Origin of the sequence: Hylemonella sp. W303a, assembly GCF_046452315.1 — a bacterium.
Lineage (GTDB): Bacteria > Pseudomonadota > Gammaproteobacteria > Burkholderiales > Burkholderiaceae_C > Hylemonella.
Genome location: NZ_JBKFDG010000001.1, coordinates 457,602 through 475,034, shown reverse-complemented (window position 1 = coordinate 475,034; position 17,433 = coordinate 457,602). Strand labels below are relative to the sequence as shown.

The 17,433-nt window shown below is 66.5% G+C and carries 13 protein-coding genes; 3 read left to right on the top strand and 10 right to left on the bottom strand.

Features of this window, described 5'->3' with window-relative positions; genetic code table 11:
* Positions 1 to 34: 34 nt before the first annotated feature.
* The 10 genes from ACLBKS_RS02140 to msrA all read right to left on the bottom strand — a co-directional run bounded on the left by ACLBKS_RS02140 (position 35) and on the right by msrA (position 14,869).
* Complete coding sequence (locus tag ACLBKS_RS02140; protein WP_410191140.1) at positions 35 to 1,024, bottom strand: AEC family transporter; 990 nt, start codon at positions 1,022 to 1,024, stop codon at positions 35 to 37.
* A gap of 34 nt (positions 1,025 to 1,058) precedes the next feature.
* Entirely contained in the window at positions 1,059 to 2,378 is a 1,320-nt protein-coding gene (locus tag ACLBKS_RS02135; RefSeq protein WP_410191139.1) for a TAXI family TRAP transporter solute-binding subunit, read from the bottom strand.
* Positions 2,379 to 2,412: 34 nt separating this feature from the next.
* Entirely contained in the window at positions 2,413 to 6,111 is a 3,699-nt protein-coding gene (locus ACLBKS_RS02130; protein WP_410191138.1) for a hypothetical protein, read from the bottom strand.
* Positions 6,105 to 6,677, bottom strand: coding sequence for a DUF1318 domain-containing protein (locus ACLBKS_RS02125; RefSeq protein ID WP_410191137.1), 573 nt, complete (start codon positions 6,675 to 6,677; stop codon positions 6,105 to 6,107). Before ACLBKS_RS02125 ends, ACLBKS_RS02130 begins: the two co-directional genes overlap by 7 nt.
* 3 nt (positions 6,678 to 6,680) lie before the next feature.
* Positions 6,681 to 9,947, bottom strand: coding sequence for a hypothetical protein (locus ACLBKS_RS02120; RefSeq protein WP_410191136.1), 3,267 nt, complete (start codon positions 9,945 to 9,947; stop codon positions 6,681 to 6,683).
* Between the two features lie 217 nt (positions 9,948 to 10,164).
* Positions 10,165 to 12,195, bottom strand: coding sequence for a TonB-dependent receptor (locus ACLBKS_RS02115; protein WP_410191135.1), 2,031 nt, complete (start codon positions 12,193 to 12,195; stop codon positions 10,165 to 10,167).
* Positions 12,196 to 12,291: 96 nt separating this feature from the next.
* Positions 12,292 to 12,759 carry a hypothetical protein gene (locus ACLBKS_RS02110; protein WP_410191134.1) on the bottom strand — a complete coding sequence of 156 codons (468 nt, stop codon included), beginning with the start codon at positions 12,757 to 12,759 and terminating at the stop codon, positions 12,292 to 12,294.
* 28 nt (positions 12,760 to 12,787) lie between these two features.
* Positions 12,788 to 13,420 (bottom strand): DUF3299 domain-containing protein, encoded by a 633-nt coding sequence (locus ACLBKS_RS02105; protein ID WP_410191133.1) that lies wholly within the window; start codon positions 13,418 to 13,420, stop codon positions 12,788 to 12,790.
* Positions 13,421 to 13,446: 26 nt separating this feature from the next.
* Positions 13,447 to 14,055: a DUF3299 domain-containing protein gene (locus ACLBKS_RS02100; RefSeq protein WP_410191132.1), complete on the bottom strand. Its 609-nt coding sequence runs from the start codon at positions 14,053 to 14,055 to the stop codon at positions 13,447 to 13,449.
* Positions 14,056 to 14,275: 220 nt separating this feature from the next.
* The gene (gene msrA / locus ACLBKS_RS02095) at positions 14,276 to 14,869 is read right to left on the bottom strand and encodes a peptide-methionine (S)-S-oxide reductase MsrA (protein WP_410191131.1); all 594 of its coding nucleotides are present in this window, start codon (positions 14,867 to 14,869) and stop codon (positions 14,276 to 14,278) included.
* Positions 14,870 to 14,982: 113 nt separating this feature from the next.
* On the opposite strand from msrA, the gene ACLBKS_RS02090 reads away from it, so the two are divergent.
* The 3 genes from ACLBKS_RS02090 (at position 14,983) to ACLBKS_RS02080 (ending at position 17,432) form a co-directional block, all read left to right on the top strand.
* Positions 14,983 to 15,315 (top strand): SMR family transporter, encoded by a 333-nt coding sequence (locus ACLBKS_RS02090; protein WP_410191130.1) that lies wholly within the window; start codon positions 14,983 to 14,985, stop codon positions 15,313 to 15,315.
* 176 nt (positions 15,316 to 15,491) lie between these two features.
* Positions 15,492 to 16,169 carry a TetR/AcrR family transcriptional regulator gene (locus ACLBKS_RS02085; protein ID WP_410191129.1) on the top strand — a complete coding sequence of 226 codons (678 nt, stop codon included), beginning with the start codon at positions 15,492 to 15,494 and terminating at the stop codon, positions 16,167 to 16,169.
* 15 nt (positions 16,170 to 16,184) lie between these two features.
* A complete protein-coding gene (locus tag ACLBKS_RS02080) occupies positions 16,185 to 17,432 on the top strand; it encodes an efflux RND transporter periplasmic adaptor subunit (RefSeq protein WP_410191128.1) in 1,248 nt (415 codons plus the stop codon).
* Position 17,433 lies beyond the last annotated feature (1 nt).

Here is a 17,433-nt window from a genome sequence, read left to right as displayed (position 1 = left end):
AAGGCTACAGCGTGTTGGATGGACTTGGGCAGGCTCATCCCAAGCGCGTCGCCAACGCCATCACCAGCGGCACGGTCAACAGCGCGCCGACGGTGGACGCGGTGATGCCAGCCGTCACCAGATCCTCAGCCACCTGGTAGCGCTGCGCGAACAAAAAGGAATTGGCGCCAGCAGGCAGGGACGCTGCGACCACCATCACCACCAGAGGCAGGCCCGAGATGCCGTAGAGCAGGCCAAACACCGCCACCAGGGCGGGCAGCACAAGGTTCTTCACCACCGTCAAGGCCAAGGCGCCGCGCAGGTGTTCGCGCGCGCGCGCCCCCGCCAAGGTCACCCCCACCAGCAACAAGGCCAGCGGGCCCATGGCGTTGCCCAGCCATTGCAAGGGCTTGTCGATCACGCCAGGGATGGCCCAGCCAGTCTGGCCAAAGAGCAGGCCGGCCACGATGGGAATGGGCACAGGATGCAGCAAGGATTTTTTCACCGCCTGCGCCACCGTGCGGCCCAGCGACGAGGCGCGAGACCGCTGCGCTTGCGCAGCGTCCGCTGACTGTGACGCGCTTTGCGCCTCGTGCGCCACGGCCAGTTCCAACACCACCGAGCCGGTGGTCAGCAGGACCAGCGCGTTGACGGACACGATGGACAGCAGCACCACCAACCCTGCTTCGCCATAGACCAGGCTCATGAAGGCGATGCCGATCATGACCAGATTGCTGAAGGTGGCGGCGACGCCGAGCACCGCCCCTTTGACCAACGACAAACCGTGCATGCCGTGGTAGGCCAGCGTCAACGCGAACAGCAGCAAGGCGGCGCTGAAGTAGCCCAGCAGCGGCAGCGGGTCCAGGTGCGCAATGTCCACCTTGCTCATGGTGCGGAACATCAAGGCTGGCATGAGCACGAGGAACACGAGGTTGGAGAGGTCCTTGGCCGATTCGGCGCGCAGCCAACGCAAACGACCTGCGACATACCCCAGCGCAACGAGCAAGACGACGGGAATCAGGGCAGCGATGACGTTGGGGTTCATGAACAACGAGAAAAAAAGAATCTTCGGGTGCTTTTCAGGCCACGGGGGTCTGTTGCAACTGCAGGCGCACTTGGGCAATGTGCCCGCGCAGGTCGTAGAAGAGATCCCCAAAGGCCGAGGGCACGCGGGTGTTGAACACCAGCGCGTCAATGCGGTCCAGACGTTGCAGCAACTCCGCGCGCCGCTGCGCATCCGCGTTGGGCCACTCCTTCTCCAGCTTCTGCAACTCACCGTAGTAGCGGTAAATACGGCGGGTCATGCTCCAGCGGTACAACACGGGCAGCACGCGCATGCCTGGGATCAGCACGATGAGGACGGGCACCAGGATCGCCGCCACCCGCGCGATCAGGCTCGCCACCCAGAAGGGAAAGGTGCGGTAGAGGACGTTGCGGCCCGAGCTGTAATAGCGCTGCGCGTCCTCGCTGATGCGAAACTCACGCTCGACGGGCGATGGAAACTCCCCCGGCTTGGCGTACATGCCGGGGCGGGCATGCACGGCGCGCGCCGTTTCCAGCAACAGGTCCGACAAGGCGGGGTGCAAGCCCTCACGCGCCACCAATTGCACGGTGGGGCCGACGAGTCGCACGTCGGCGGCGGGAATGTCCTCGCCTAGGTTGATCGCGCCACGCGGCAGCGTCAGTTTGTTGAGGTAGGAGAAGCGCCGCGTGTAAGCCTCCGCCTGCGCGAAATCGAACAGATGCACCTTGCCACTGCGCAGCAGTTCACGGATCAGGGCCGTGGGCGTGGATTCGTTCATGGCGAAGAAGGCATGCACTTGCCCACTCACCAGCGCCTTGGCGATGTCCTGGTCCGGGGTGTTGACCAACACCGTCTTGTCGCCCTCGCTACCCGGCTTGATGCCGTTGGCCGCCAGCAGCGCCAAGGCCAGCGTGCGGGAACCGGTGCCCTCCTCGCCGATGTCCAGCCGCAAGCCTTTGAACTCCGACAGCAGTTTCTTGGGCTGCCCGTGGTAGAAGAGCATCAAGGGCTGGTAGGACACACTGCCCAAGGACACCAGCTTTTCGACTTCGGCTTCACCCGCCTGGCCGCCCAGCACGAAAGCCACGTCCACCTTCTGCTGCGGGTCCATCAGCCGACGCAAGTTGTCGCGTGAGCCGCCTGTGGTGAGGATGTTGAGCTTGACGCCCTGCTGTTCCAAGATCTTCTGGTACCGAGCAGCGGTGCGCGCGAAGTTGCTGCCCTCTGGCCCGGCGGCGATGGTGAGGGTATCGCCCGGCGCAGGGCTGAAGCCAAAACCAATCACGGCGACCACCAGCACCAGCGCCGCGAGCAACGTCATGCCGATCAAGGGGACGGCACCGCCCATGGTCAGCAATCGCTTGAGCAATTTCATAGTGTCGAATCAGTATAGCCTTGGGTACATCCAACTAGCGCGGCGGCGCCCCCACAAGATCGCCATCGCTGAGCACGAGGTACACCTCGAACCACGACTGCCAAGTGCGCCAAGCCTTGTCGCCGTCAGATCGCTCCACCAACCATCGGTGGGCTTGTGCGAGCCGTGCTGGTAAATCGAACGGCAGGGCAGACCGTGAGTTTCCGGGCGCGGGGGTCGCCTGTCCTGCCTGCCCCGCTCGCCATTGCGCCGCGAACCAAAGCGTGTTGAGCTGACCGACGTCGGGCGCCACGCCCGCGCGCCGCGCCAAGGCATCGGCGCGGCGCAGGGCCTGCCCCAACCAGCTGGCCACCTTCGGAGCATCGCCGCGGTCCACGGCGTTTTCGGCCAGCTGCAGTTCCGTCAGCATCAGCGCGCGCAGGTCTTCGTCGCGGTCGGTTTCTCGGAACTGCGCGACGAACAGGTCGCGCCGTTCTTCCAAGGCAAGGGCGGCCTCGTCACGTTGGCCCATGCGGGCATGGGCCTGGGCCCGCAAGCCGGCGGCGACGATGCGCTGCCCGCGCAAGGCCTGCACCGGCGTGGCACGCGACCCGGGCGCAGGCAAGACGGACGGCGCCAGCGGATGCGCCAGGTCGCGCTCCAACTGCATCAGATCCTCCAGCGCGCGGGCGGGCTGCTGCGCGCCCAGCGCTGCGGCGCTGCGGGCCAGGCGCTGCACCAGCGCATTGCGGGTGGGCATGGACTGCGCAGCAGGATCGGCACGGAGGGTCGGGGATGCGAGGATGCGGTCGTACAGCGCGAGCGAGCGGTCAAAGCGCCCCGCCGACAGGTTGTAGAGCGCGGCGCGGTCTTGCACCAGCGCGCCGTAGCGCTCGGCCAGACGGGATGCGGGCGTCTGGGACGTGGCGTCCACCATCGCCAGGGCGTCGTCGGCCGCCTGCGCCGCATCGTCGTCGCGACCGGTGTGCAACAAGGCGCGCGCGCGCGCCAGGGAAACAGCCAAACCCGCCGCGTCGTCGGTGTAGGGCAGCTGGTCACGCTGGTCCAGATAGCCCAGGGCAATGGCGTAGTTGCCCGCTTGGGTGTGCAGCAGACCCAGGGCGCCCAGCAGCATGGCCCGGTGCCGCAGGTTGTCGCCGTCCAGGTCCAACGCGACCCGATAGCTGCGGTTGGCGCGCTCGGCCGACGCCGCTTCGCGGTTGCGCAAGAAGTCTTCGTGCCGGATGGCGCCCTGCAACGCGTGCACCTCGGGTCGGTCTTTCAACACGGGCCAGGCGGCGCGCAACTCAGCCAAGGCCGCAGCCGCTGCTTTTTCGTGTTCTTGCCCATCCCTGATTCGGCCGAGCTGGCGCGTGAGCACGTAAGCCTTGACGAAGTGCCGCAGAGCTTCGGCCATGCCGGGCACGTGGGTCGTGACTTCCTTTTCAATGGCTTCGGGCGTCGCGTTGGCGCGCAAGCGCAGACTGATGGATTCGACGGCGGCCTCCAAGGAAGCGGTGCGCTGCGTCACACTGTCGAAATCGGCGCGGGCTTCATCGTGCCGCTGGCTAGCGAGACGCCGGTAGGCACGACCCAGAAGCGCCCGGCTGTAAAGGCGCTCGGCACGGCGATGTTCCTGCGTCGCAACCGGCGTGTCATCCAGATAGACCGGCGCCAGCAACTCGATCACGCTGTCCGCGCCCAGCTCCGCGGCACGCTCCACGGCGTCTTGCACCAGGGCCCGGCGGCGCAGTGGAATCCACGCGGGATGGGACAGACTGCCCTGCTGTCGATAAAAGGTCAGCAGGGCTTCGCGCTGCACGCGGGGCACGCGCTCCTCGCGCAGCGCATGGATATGGCGACCCAGTTCCAAGGCGAAACGCCAAGCCGAATCCGATGGTGAATCCGAGAGCTCATCTGGGGACAGGGGCTTGTGCTCCGCTGATGCTTGTGCGCTCGAGTTCGCCTGGGCCAAGGCAGCGGCCAGGGCCGCGTCGGCCTCGCCTTGGGGACGCCCACGGTAGAGGGCGCGCACGGCGGCGCGAGCGTAGTCCAAGCGGTCTTCGTCGCTGAGGGCGGGGTGTCGCGACAGCCAATGGCCCGCCTCCACCAACGCATCGCGCTCACCGAGCAAGCGGTACAACGCGTCGCTGCGTTCGTGCCAAATCTCCAGCAGGGCGCGCGGCGTGGTGTCCGAGACCGAGCTTCTCAGCATCGTGGTGCCCATCTCCAATTCGCGGCGGGCCTGGGTGTAGTCTCCCGCGGCCTGCGCCAACTCACTGCGCACGATGTGGCGCAAGGCCGCCGACGCGGGACTGGCCGCTGCCGCGACGTCGAGCGCGACGCGCTGCTCGGCCTGCGTCATGCGCGACGCCGCGGCCAGCGTGCGCCCTTGCTCGGCCAGCTTGAGGCCTTGGCGATGTTCGATCAAGGCGAGGAGCGGTGCCTCCAGGCCGACGGTGGCAGGATCGTCCAGCGCGCGCATGCGACGCGCGTAGAACGCCGCAGCGTCGAAGTCCTCCAAGCCCATGTGCAAGCGGGCCAGGCGCATCAGCAACAGGCGTCTCGCACCGGGCTGGTTCTCCCGCTGGGTGCGTTGGCGGTAGAGCAGGATCTCGTCTTCCTTGCGGTCCACCATGCTCAGTTCCGCGCGCAAGCGCGGCAAGTCCCACGCGGCGGGCACCTGGCCGTCCAACGGCAGTTGGTAGACATCCAGCGTCCCCCTGCGCTCGCAGGTCGCCATCAACACCTCGGTCGCTGGGGCCGGGTACTGACAGTTCCACGCTTGACTGGTGAGTTGATCGGGACGGGTCGCGACGGCCCGCTCCACAGCGTCGTCACGTTCGCTGTCAAAGGGCAGGCGAAACAGCACGCCACGGTCATCGGCGTCGATCACGCCGTCGGCGTTGGAATCGGTGAAGAACTGCGTGACATAAAGCCAGCGTCCATCCCGCGAGAAGGCCGGTTGGCCGCTTTGCCCCGGTAAGTCCAGCGCCAGCGGCACCGGTGTGGCGCCGGGCTGGTCCAGGCGCAGTGCTTCGAGTTGCGCACTGGCGCGCGCCGCGAAGCCCGGACCCACGGGTTGGGCGGACCGCCGCAGCGGCACGTACACCAGCCAGCGCCCGTCCGGCGAAACGGCCGGGCTGCTGAGGTTGCGACTCGACAGGGGGTGCACCTGGAAAGCGCCGCCCTCCCCGCCCTCCTTGGGCGGAACCATCTCCAGCAGGGACAACTGCAGGTCGTCCTGGATGGTCGTGCGATGCAGCAGCACGATTTGCCTGTCGTTTTTCCACTCGGCTTGCAAGGCCAGAACGTCGGCGCCCAGGCATCGGCGATTGCCGACTTCCTGGGTCGGGCCCTCGCCGCGAGGCCACTCCCGCACACACAGCTGACCGCCCGCCTCGCGGCGGAAGGAGATGTAGAGCAGATGCCGTCCGTCCGGGCTGAGGCGAGGCCAGGTCACGTCGGCGCCTTCGTCGAACAAGCGGCGCTCACGGCCCTGCTCCAGGTCTTGCGCGTAAAGCTCCGTCACGATGTTGCGATTCGAGACGAAGAGCAAGGTGTTGCCGTCTGGCGCCAGTTGGCCGAGGAACTGGTCACCCAGTCCCACGGTCAGCCGAGTCGGAACGCGCAAACCGTCATCACCCGCACCCGCACCTGCGCGCTCGACATCTTGCGCCTGCGCCAAGCCGATGCAGGCCACGAAGGCGCACAGCGCGAGCGATGCGCCACGGCCCGCGATCCGACTCAGCATGTTTTCTCGCCCCAACTGCCGTCCGCCGCCTGCACCCTGGCGCCGCACACCACACCCTGAGCATGCACGCGCTGCCAGCGCAAGCGCAGCTCGTCCGCGTTGACCTGCGGTGTTCCACCCGCCTTCTGCTGGCGCATCCATGCCCACAATTGCTGGCGCGCGCTGTTGACGCGCTGCACCAGCGCGGTGTCGTCCGCCGTCATACGCCCGGCTTTGCAATCGCGACGCGTGTCGGCCAGCAAGCCGTCGTTGCCTTCACCGATGCAGTGGCGACGCAGCAGCTCGTCCACGCGATCAGCGGGCGTCTTGTTCAAGCGGTCCACCAAAGGCGGCGCCTGCATGCCCAAGTCTTCGAGCTGGTTGGGCGTCAAGGGCACGGGCGTGGGGTTCATGCCCGCGCGCGCGAGGCGCAGTTCCAACTCCTCGAACGAGCCCGCGGCCTGCTCTTCCAACGCCGTCGCGCGGTCCACCAGCACCACATCCGGGGCGCTGATGCAACCGCCGAGCGTCAAGGCCACCGCGCAAATCAACGGGAACACGGTGAAAAATCGAATGGAATGCGTCATGGCTCAGTCGGTCGAAAGTTGCATGGCGTGGAGGGCCCGGTCCACGAGCGGTCCCATGGGAATGCCGCGGACCTCGTCAATGCGGATCAGTTCGGCTCCGCCGCCCAGCTTGACCAGCAAACGCCCGAAGCCTTGGTCAAAGCGCAGCCGGACGTGATCGGGGTACCCCAAGCCCAAGGCCAAGCGGACCTGGTTGATGGCGGGGTCGGTGGCGCGCGGGTCAGCCAGGTCCAGCAAATCCAGCAGGTGGCGATTGCCGATGCGCAAGATCTCCGCGCGTCCATTGACGCTGCGGTCCCGTGCGGCGATCACCACGGCGGCATTGCCGTCGAAAGATTCACCACGCGAAGATCGCAGCCCGGTGGCGCGCACCCGCAATTCGAGCAAGGAATCCCGCCCCCGCCAGTCCAGACGGCTTTGGCCGGTCACACGGCCACCTCGAACGCCCAGTTCAAGCTGGGTCATGGCGAAGACGTTTTGTCGCACCGTGAGATTGCCCGCGAGTGGCGCGATGCGAACCAAGGGCGTGGTGATGCTCACCGCCGACACATAACCACCGCGCGACAGCAGGGGGTATTGGTCGCTGTGGCGCAACATGGCGTAGGGGTTGAACGCGAGGTTGTCCAGCAGCCGCACGCGGCCTTGCGCCACGTAAAGGTCCTCGTACACGGGAATGTCGCCATCCAGTCCCTCGACCACGATGCCCTGCGCGGGCAAGGTGAGGTTCACGCCGTCCAATCGCAAGCTGGCCTGGGTGCGGAAGGTGCTCAGGTCGGGCGAAGCCAATTCGAAATCCACGCTGGCCTGTCCGCGCCCTTCGACCACGCCGGGCAGGTTCAACCCGGCCACGTCTTGCGTCACGGCACCTTGCAACGCGAAACGCCGCCGCCCGGGTGCGAGGTCCAGCCGCCCCTGGGCCGCGAGACGGGTACGGGTGGCCGCGTGCGTCAGCTTGAACTCGGGGAGGTGGATCGCGCCGTCCGGATCGCGCAGGGCACGCACCTGCCAGACCAAGCCGCGCACGGGATAGGGCAATGCGGGCTGCTGCTCCAGAGTGTCGATCTTGAGCTGCAAGGTGAACTCGGGTTCGTCTCCCAGCTGCGCGCCAAAGCGGGCCCCCGTGGTGGCGGAGAGACCGGCCAAGCTCAGACTGCGCTCGGCCAAGATGACGCGCGCGCGCTCCATCGTCAAGGTGCCGGCAAGGGTGCGGCGCGCCTGGGCTTGCGCGAGGTCGACTCGCGCGGGATGCGACACCAGGTGCCAGCGCAGCGCGGGCACCTCCACGATCAGACCGTCTTGCTGCCAGCCGATGCCGCGCGCTTCGACCCACGCCTGTCCGTCGAGCATCGCGGTGGTCAAGGGCTTGGGGGCCCACTGCGGCAGACCGTCCTGGCCGATGCCGGTGATCACGCCGGTCAGCACGCCTTGGGCGTCCAGGTCCAGCGCCAAACGCTCGGCATCGAGCGGCGTGGGCCACCATGCCAGCAAGGGCGCGGGCCAAGACTGGGCGGGCAGACGAGCCTTCACGCTGCCGCGCAGGGCACGCACCTGAGGATCGAAGGCCAGCGCGGCCTCGAACGACAGCTGAACCCCGGCCTGGCTCGACAGCCGGGCCCGCGCTTCGAATTTCGGAGCCGAGGGCTTGGACGACTGGCGGTCCAGGTCGAGGGCCAGCGTGTAGCGCTGCGCGCCCGCGTCCTGCCCCTGGACACGCAGACCCTCGGCCTGCAATTGCAATTCGCCCCGGTGCTGCCAGGCGTCGCCCTGCGAGTCGAGCACGGCCACCAGCTCACGGGCCGACACGGCGCGGTCCCACGCGGGTCGATGCACCCGCAGCTCCGTGCGTTGCACGATGCGCGGCGCGGGGGACGCCAGCGCCTCCACCCGACCTTGGGACAACAAGTCCACGCCCATGTCCTGCCAAGACAAGCGGGCCACAACGGCAGGTGACAAGAAAGGACGGACCAAGAGAAGATCGGGGGCCTGCAGGGAAGCCTTCCAAGTCACCGCGTCCGCGGTCTTGTCCGCCTCCAACTGGGCCTGGGCACTGTCTGCCTGCACGTTCAAGCGCACGCGCCCCGGTGACCGCAGCAAGGAGGGCAGCGGTTCGCTGGGCACCAGCGACAGACCGGCAACCTCCAGGTGCAGATGGCCCCGCTCGAGCGTGAGGGGACGCAGATCGGCGGGTAGCAGCCGCAGCAGTCGGGCCAGATCGGCGTCGACCAGGGCCTGAGACAGGACCAGCGAGGCGTTCGCATCGTCGGGGAGGAACAGCTGGGCCTGCGCTTCGGCGCTGTCGGCCAATCGGGTGGGATGCAAATCAATCGCCAGTCCCGCGCGGCTTGCGTCGACCTTCGCGGTCAACGCGCCGCGCAACAAGGCTGTATCGGGGATGCGGGCGTCGAAGTCCTGGCGTGTCACGGCCACCTCGATTTGGGTGTGAACCCCGGCCACATTGGCTTGCACGCCCCACGATAAGGCCAGCTCGGCCACCGCAGGCTGGCGCACCGCAAGGGCCACGCGCTTCTGGCTCGCACCCGGTGCGGGCACGGTGCGCGCGAGCGTGAGCGCGAGGGGGGTATCGGGCCGCCCCATTTCGGCTTGCAAGGTCCAGCTTTCACCCGACCCCGTCGTTGGCCCATCCGAGCGGGCGGGTAGCACGGTGCGCGCCGCCAAGCTCAGACCGCGCAAGGACCAACGGTCCACGACCTCGACATCGCGCGTGCGCACGTGCTCGAGCACCACCCCGCTCACCTCCACCTGAGCGACCGGCGCAAGGGCAGAGAAAAATTCGGTGAGCTGGCGCGACGTTCCGCTCGAAGCGTCTTCGCCCTTGGCATTCGGCTCGGACGGTTCGGAATTCAGCGCCGACAGTGAATGGGCCCCTGACTCATCGGCAACCCACGTGAACGACACATCATGAACGGCCACGCGCGCGACCCGTGCAGGGCCGAACACGAGCGAACGCAGCGACCAGTCCGCTTCCAAGCGACCCACGCGCAACAGTTCGGGCGCGACGCTGTTGAAAGGCGCGGGCGTGTAAACGACCACGTGTTCGAGTCGCAATCCGGAAGTGAGCGAGGCGCTGGCGCGCTGATAGTCCACGCGCAGGCCCGAGGCGGCTTCGACCGCCGCGACGACACGCGGCTTAACCCAAGGATGGTCCAGCTGACGCAACACCAGGGCCACCATGGCCAGCGACGCAAGCACCACCATCACCAAGGCCAGCAGCGCGCCAGCCACGACCTGGGTCCATCGGGGCATGGACATTCAACCCTCCGTTTGCCACTGCACGAGCGGGGGACCTGGAAATTCAAACCCCGTTTTTTGAGTATAGCCAGCGACATGGAGAGTCAAAAAAAGAGCGCGGGCGGCACCGTCGCCGCACCGCGCCCTGTTTCGCCTCCTGCGCCGTCGTGCCGCAGCCACACGGTCACGCGCCACCCCACGCCGTCTGACCGAGGGGCAGCGGCGCTCAGGCTTGAACTCAGAAGCTCAGCTGCATGCCCACCTTGAGGCTGCGCCCCGGCAGCGGCGACTTGCCCGGCGCAGTCTGCGTCAGGATGGACGAGGCCGAGTAAGCCTCCACGTCGCCGATGTTGTCCACGCGGGCGTACCACAGCGCAGGCATGCCGCCGAGCTTGTCGCTGTAGTTGAGCGAGGCATTCCAGAGCGTGTAGCCGTCGGTGGTTTCTTGGCCATCGGGCACGCGGTCCTGCTCGGCGTAGCGGTCCACACCCACTCCCGCGTTCCAGGCAGCGCGGCTCCAGCGCAAGGTGGCGCCGACGCGCATGGGCGCGATGCGCGGCAGCGGTTCGCCCGTGCTGCTGTTCTCGGCCTTCACGCGGTCGGCGCTCAAGCCCAGGTCCAGCTTGTGCGCATCGTCAAGCAGGCGCACATTGCCGCTCACCTCCAGGCCCGTGAAACGCGCGCGCACGCCGGTGTAGGTGTACTGCGGTGGATCACTGGCCGGGTCCGTGCTCTCCAGCGAGATGTAGTTGCTGAAACGGTGCTGGAACAGTTGCAGTTGCGCGCGGTTCGCGCCGCGCCGCCACTGCGTTCCCACATCCACGTTCACCGAGCGCTCGAGATCCAGGTCCGGGTCACCGATTTCCTCCGCGTTGGTAGCGACATGCTCGCCGTTGGCGTACAGCTCGTAGTGCCGTGGCGCGCGTTCGTTCAGCGAGACGTTGGAGGTGAGCTTCCATTCCGTGGCCACGTTCCACAGAGCGCCCAGGGCATAGCTGGTTGGCGTGAAACTGCGCGACCCCGTCGTGAAGGCCGGGTTGCCGTCCGCGCCCAGGGACTCGACCTTGACCGACTCCACCCGCGCGCCCGCGCTGAGCTTGCCCCAGCCCAGGGCCAACTCTTCGTAGGCGAAGACGGCGCTTTGGCGCGTGCGGCTGCTGGGTGCGTAGGCCTCGTCACCGTCCGCCGAGAAATCAGTGCGGTCGAACTGCAAGCCGACGACGCCGTCCAACGCGCCGCCCAGGGCACCGACAGGCACGTGCCGCGCTTCCAGGCGCAGGTCCTGGCCATCGGTCTTGAAGCGCGTGCCGACTTCATCGCCCTCGTACTCGGTGTGCTGGTAGTCGGTCTGGCTGAACTGGGCCTTGACGCTGCGCAGCAGCGGGCCCAGGTCGCGCAGCTCGCCTTCGAGCGCGATGCGGTCGGAACGCATCTGGATGGTGACCTCGTCCTCGGCCACGGCGCCGTAGTCCTTGTCGTAGGTGGAGACGGAAGCGCCCAGGTAACCTCGGTCGAAGAACACAGTGCCCCCGACAGCGCCACCGCTGGACTCGCTGGCCGAGTTGCAGATGCGCTTGGCGGTGTGCGTCACGCCATCCGGCGTGCACTCACGCGACACCGGGATGTCGATGTCGTCGGACTTGCGCGCCATCGCGTCCACGTGCAAGGCATAGCGGTTGTTGCCCCCGTCCAAGGACAGCACGCCGCCGCGTTCATCGCCGCCCGTGGCGTAGTAAGCGCCCAGTCGCCCTGCGATGCCGCCCTCCTCGCCGAACTCGGGCGATCGCGGAATGCGGTTGTCGATCACGTTGACGACACCACCCACGGCGCTACCGCCGTACTGCAACACGCCCGGGCCGCGCAGCACCTCGACGCGCTCGGTGAGCAACGGGTCCAGCGTGACCGCGTGGTCATAACTCAACGCGGACAGGTCGAGGCTGGCGCCCCCGTTGTTGAGTATGGCGATGCGGTCGCCATCCTGCCCACGGATCACGGGGCGGCTGGCATTCGGGCCAAACCAGGTGCTGCTGACACCAGGCAAGCCTTTGAGCGTTTCGCCCAACGTGGACTGCCCACGCTCCAGCAACTCGGTGCCGGACAGCTGCTCGGCGGGTGCGATCTGCTCGGCCGTGCCCAGCGGATTGCCCGTGACCACGACGGGCGGAAGCGTGGCTGCGTCCTGCGCCCAAGCATGGCAACTGAACAAGACCAGCGCGGCGACGGGCGCCAGCGCGAAAACCCCGTGCCGCGCGGGCCGGGAAGAAGACATTCGATTCATGGAAGCGTCTCGATCATTCTCAAGTCAAAAACCGGCCGCCACGCGGTCCGATGCGGACTGCATGGTCTGGCCAAGAAGAAGAGGGAATCAGCGAGAGGTGGGCGGGGCACGCGCCGCGAAAGCGACGCAAGGCCGCGGCTGCAAAGCCTGCAGCACGACCCAGGCGGGTGTCAGGGGAGAGGCTTGCGTCAGCGCGGCGATGAGTGGCACTGCGACCGGGCCGCCGTGACCGAGTTGGTCATAAAGACGGCAGTCATCTGCCGCACCCTCGGGCGCGGCCAAATGCTCCAACAGGCTTTGAGGTCTGTGATGCTCGGCGGCTGCGTGCGCTGGCTCCACATGCCAGTGCGTTGGCGTGTGAGCACCGCCTGCATGAGCAGCGTGTGCGCCGTGCACAGGGTGGGCCATGGGTCCATGGGCATGGCGAACCCCGTGCGCCAGCCCCAACATCTGGGCCCAAACCAAGGCCAGGGCCAGCACCAACGCCATCCACGGGTGCGTCACGCGCGCACGCGCGCAACGCGGCGCGAGCGCCGTGACGCGGGGTGCGGGCATGGACCTGTTTGGCATGGGTCTGCTGGGTTCAGCGCTGGTAGGGCGCCAGTGCCGTGGCGCGCAGCTGATAGCCGCTCACGCCCATGTCAGTGCCACGGCGGGAGGTCTTGAGCGTGCCCACGACCCAGACCGCGTCCATGGAGCGCACGCCCTGCACGGGCTTGTCCAACACAACATGAACGATTTGGTTGGCGGGTGGTGGCGGAGTGTGGATGCAGGCGCCGAAGTAGGGCACGAGCAGAAACTCCTTCAGGCCCTGCCGACCTTCCTCCAGAGGAACGACGTAACCAGGCAGGCGCGTGCGCGCGCCGTCGAGTGTGCGAACTGTCGGCGCGTGGTCCCAGACTTCGCGCAGCTTGGCATTCAATTCCATGGCCTCGGGCGAGGCATCGTTGAAAGGGAGGGCCGCGGAAGCTTGCGGATTCAAGGCGCCCAAGGTGGCGTAGGGGTCCCAATCCTGGGGCACCAGCTCGCCCCAGCGAGTCACCGCGTAGTCGCCTTGGAAAGGAGGCACCACAGGCGGGGGGTTGCCCTGGTAGGCGTGGACAACGGAGCCACCGAGGGCGAAAGCGATAGGCATCAGCACGAAGGCCGCCCTGGCACGAAGCAGCAAGCGCCGCACCAGGGAGCCCCGCGGCACGGCATCAGGAGAAGATGGCATGGTCATGTCCTCGTGCAAAGGGGGACTCAGGGTGTGTAGGGCTCGACGCGAGCGGCCACCATCGCATAGCCGCTGTGACCGAGTTCGGAGTTGTTGCGCTCGACGCGCAGCACGCCACTCACCCGCACGGGATCCATGGTGCGGAGGTCGCGCACGGCAGGACGCGCGACGATGCGGACAATCTGATTGGCGGGCGGTGGCGGCGTGTGGATGCAGGCGCCGAAATACGGCACCAGCAAGAACTCAGTGATGCCCACCTCGTTTTTTTCCAGCGGCACGACGTAGCCCGACAAACGCACCGACACTTCGTCCATGCGCGCATTCGTTGGCGCGTTGGCCCACAGCATGTTCATCAACTGCATGCGCTCACGCGTGCGGGGGTCGTTGTCGTCCAAAGAAGGCGTGCCTTGCCTCACCTGCTTGAGCACGGTGTCCGGATTCCAGTTTTCTGGGGCAAGTTCTCGCCAAGCCACCTCACGAAACACCGGGTCCGACGCGGCAGCGTTGTCCGCCTTGTTGTCGTCGCTGAAATTGCGCACCCCCATCAGCTTGCGCGTCCCGATGGGCAGCAGCACCAGCACGGCCAGTGCCAGGATCGCGGGAATAAATTTGAAACCACCGGATTTCATGGGCATGCCCTGACGAGGAAGTTGCGAGGCCACCGTGAGGCGACGGAGTGAGGCGGGCCCCGTCGCGGCGTTGAGTCGCAGGAATCGGCTGAACCGCGGAACGTGCGTCCGCCAACGCGGACTCACTCGCCCCAAATGATGAACGGAATTCAGCGCCGAATCGGCGGGCCCCGATTGTGCGATCGAACCAGAGGGCGATGTTCACCCCACCATTTTAGGCGGCGTGTCAAGCCCCGGGCTTGAGCAGCTTGACGAAGTGCTTGCGGAATTTCTCCACCTTGGGGCCGACCACGAAGGCACAGTAACTCTGTTCGGGATGGTGCTCGAAGTAGTCCTGGTGGTACTCCTCGGCAGGCCAATAATTGGCCAGCGGCTGCACCTCGGTCACGATGGGGGATGTGAAGATGCGGCCTTGTTCAAGGTCAGCGATCATTTCCTTGGCCACGCGTTCCTGTTCGGCCATGGTCGTGTAGATGCCGCTGCGGTACTGGGGCCCCACGTCGTTGCCCTGGCGATTGAGCGTGGTCGGGTCATGAATGGAAAAGAAAATCCCAAGCAGCTGCTGCACGCTGATTTCAACCGGGTCGTAGACGACGCGCACCACTTCAACATGGCCGGTATCGCCGGTGCACACATCCTCGTAACTGGGTTGCTTCACATGGCCATTGCAGTAGCCGTTCTCGACATCGACCACGCCACGCACGCGGGTGAAGATCGCCTCGGTGCACCAAAAGCAGCCGCCGCCAAGCACCAGGGTCTCGGTCGCGGGTGCTGGGGATTCCGAAGTCGGGGAAAGTTCCATCTCAGTGGGGTTCGCCATGAGTTTCGTCGTTCATGCATGCGCTTGACAAGCTTGTGGCTCGCAACGCAAAGCCGGTTAGTCTGCCATGATGCGAGGCTGCCCGTTGGCCCACGCCGCAAAAGGCTTATCCGATGAAACCCTGGCTTATGCTCTCCATCGCCATCCTGTCCGAGGTCGTAGCCACGTCCGCGCTCAACGCCAGCGCTGGCTTTCGCCGGTTCTGGCCGGCTTTGATCACTGTCGTCGGCTACGGCTTTTCGTTCTACTTCTTGGCCCAAGTGCTGCGTCATATCCCCGTGGGCATCACCTACGCCGTCTGGTGCGGGGCCGGCATCGTGCTGATCTCCCTGATCGGCTGGGTGGTCTTCAAGCAGAGGCTGGACACACCCGCGCTGATCGGCATCGGGCTGATTCTGGCCGGGGTCTTGGTCCTGAACGTGTTCTCCAAGTCCACGGTCCGTTGAGACACCTGGAACCCGGCTCCGGACCGCCCCCCCGGGACGGATACGCCATGCGGGTCGCGGCGTTTGATTAATGACCAATTAGTCATTAAAATTATCCAATGATCCGAAAAGCATGCCCTGTCGCGGCCACACTCGTTTCGGCGTTGACCCTGTGCGGAAAGAACGGCGAGGATGCCATGGCACCCGCCAAGCGGGCGCGTCGCAAGGAAGCCCGGCCTGGAGAGTTGCTCGCCGCAGCGCTGACCCTGTTCGTGGAAAAAGGCTATGCCGCCACCCGTGTCGAGGAGGTGGCCCAACTGGCCGGCGTGTCCAAGGGCACGCTGTTTTTGTACTTCGCCAACAAGGAAGAACTCTTCAAGGCCGTGGTGCGCGAGAACCTGGCGGGCCGTTTTCCAGAATGGAATGCCGAGTTCGATGCCTGGTCCGGCAACACTTCCGAACTCCTGCAATACGCGCTGAAAGAGTGGTGGGAGCGGGTGGGCAGCACCCCGGTCGCTGGCATCACGAAGCTGATGATGAGCGAGGCCGCCAATTTTCCCGAACTCGCGGCCTTCTACGAAAGCGAGGTCATGGCGCCTGGGCGCTCGCTGGTGCAACGCATCCTGCAGCGCGGCGTGGATCGCGGGGAGTTTCGGCCCATTGCCGCGGCCGACATGCAGCACGCCGTCTACGCCGTGCTGGCACCCATGCTCTTCCTGATGTCCTGGAAGCACTCCTTCGGTGCCTGTGCCGCGCCCACGGAACTCATCGATCCAGTGCGCTACCTGGAACAGCAGGCGCGTATCCTGCTCCACGGTCTGTGCGCGCCCACGATAAGAACGTCCGCCGCCAGGCAAGCACCCACACCGGCTTGAACAAGCGCCAACGCCATGTTCCCACTACAACGACGCCCCGCCGCCGCCTCGCGTGCCCGACGCACAAGGCTGCTGATCGGGTCGCTCCTGCTGCTGGTCGCGACCGCACTCGCTTTCTTGCTGCTGCGCCCCAAGGCGCAGACGCCCCAAGTCGTGCAGGCCCAAGCCAGCGGTAACGCGGGCCCAGTGATCGAACTCCAAGCGCAAGACCACACGGTGCTGCGGCAGCGCACCCTGCAACGGAGCTTGCCCGTGTCGGGCACGCTGAGGGCGGTCCGATCAGCGCTGGTCAAGGCCCGAGTGTCCGGAGAACTGCAGGAACTCACGCTGCGCGAGGGCGATACGGTTCAGCTCGGACAGGTTATCGCCCGCATTGACCCCGCCGAGTACGCCGCGCGACTGCGGCAGTCGAAGCTGCAAGCCGACGCAGCCAAGGCCCAGCTCGACATCAACCAGCGCCAGTACCAAAACAACGAAGCGCTCGTTCAACAAGGATTCATCTCATCGACCGCGCTGGATGCTTCGCTGGCCCAGCTCAACGCAGCACGCGCCAACTACCAAGCTGCGCTCGCGGCGGCCGATGTGGCCCAGAAAAGCGCGGATGACACGGTGCTGCGCGCCCCCATGAGCGGACAGATCTCGCAGCGGTTGACGCAGCCCGGCGAGCGGGTGGCCATTGACGCGCGCATTGTCGAGATCGTCGACCTGTCGCAAATGGAAATTGAAGCCGCAATCAGCGCGGCGGATTCGGTGAGCGTGCGCGTAGGGCAACAGGCGCGACTGCAAGTGGAAGGCGTGCCCGAGACGCTGACCGCGCGCGTGGCACGCATCAACCCGAGCGCGCAGACGGGCAGCCGCAGCGTGCTCGTGTATCTCAAACTGGATCCCCAGGACATCGCCCGGACGGGTCTGCGCCAGGGGCTGTTCGCCCAGGGCGCTCTGGCCACCGAAACCGTGCGCGCGGTGGCGGCACCGGCGTCCGCCGTTCGCTACGACAAGCCGCAACCGTATTTGCAGGTGCTGGACCAAGGTCAAGTTCGACACGTGAGCGTGACGCTGGGTCTGCGCGGTCTCGATGCGAATCAGTCCGACCACGGCGACGAGGGAGAACTGATCGCCGTGCGGGCCTCGAATGGCATCCCGCTGGAAGGACGCACGGTGCTGCAAGGCGTGGTCGGGGCGCTGCGTGACGGCACGCCAGTGCGTGAAGCGAGCGCCGCGCCGCTGAAAGCAGAGGCCGGCACCGCCACGCCGGGACACTGAA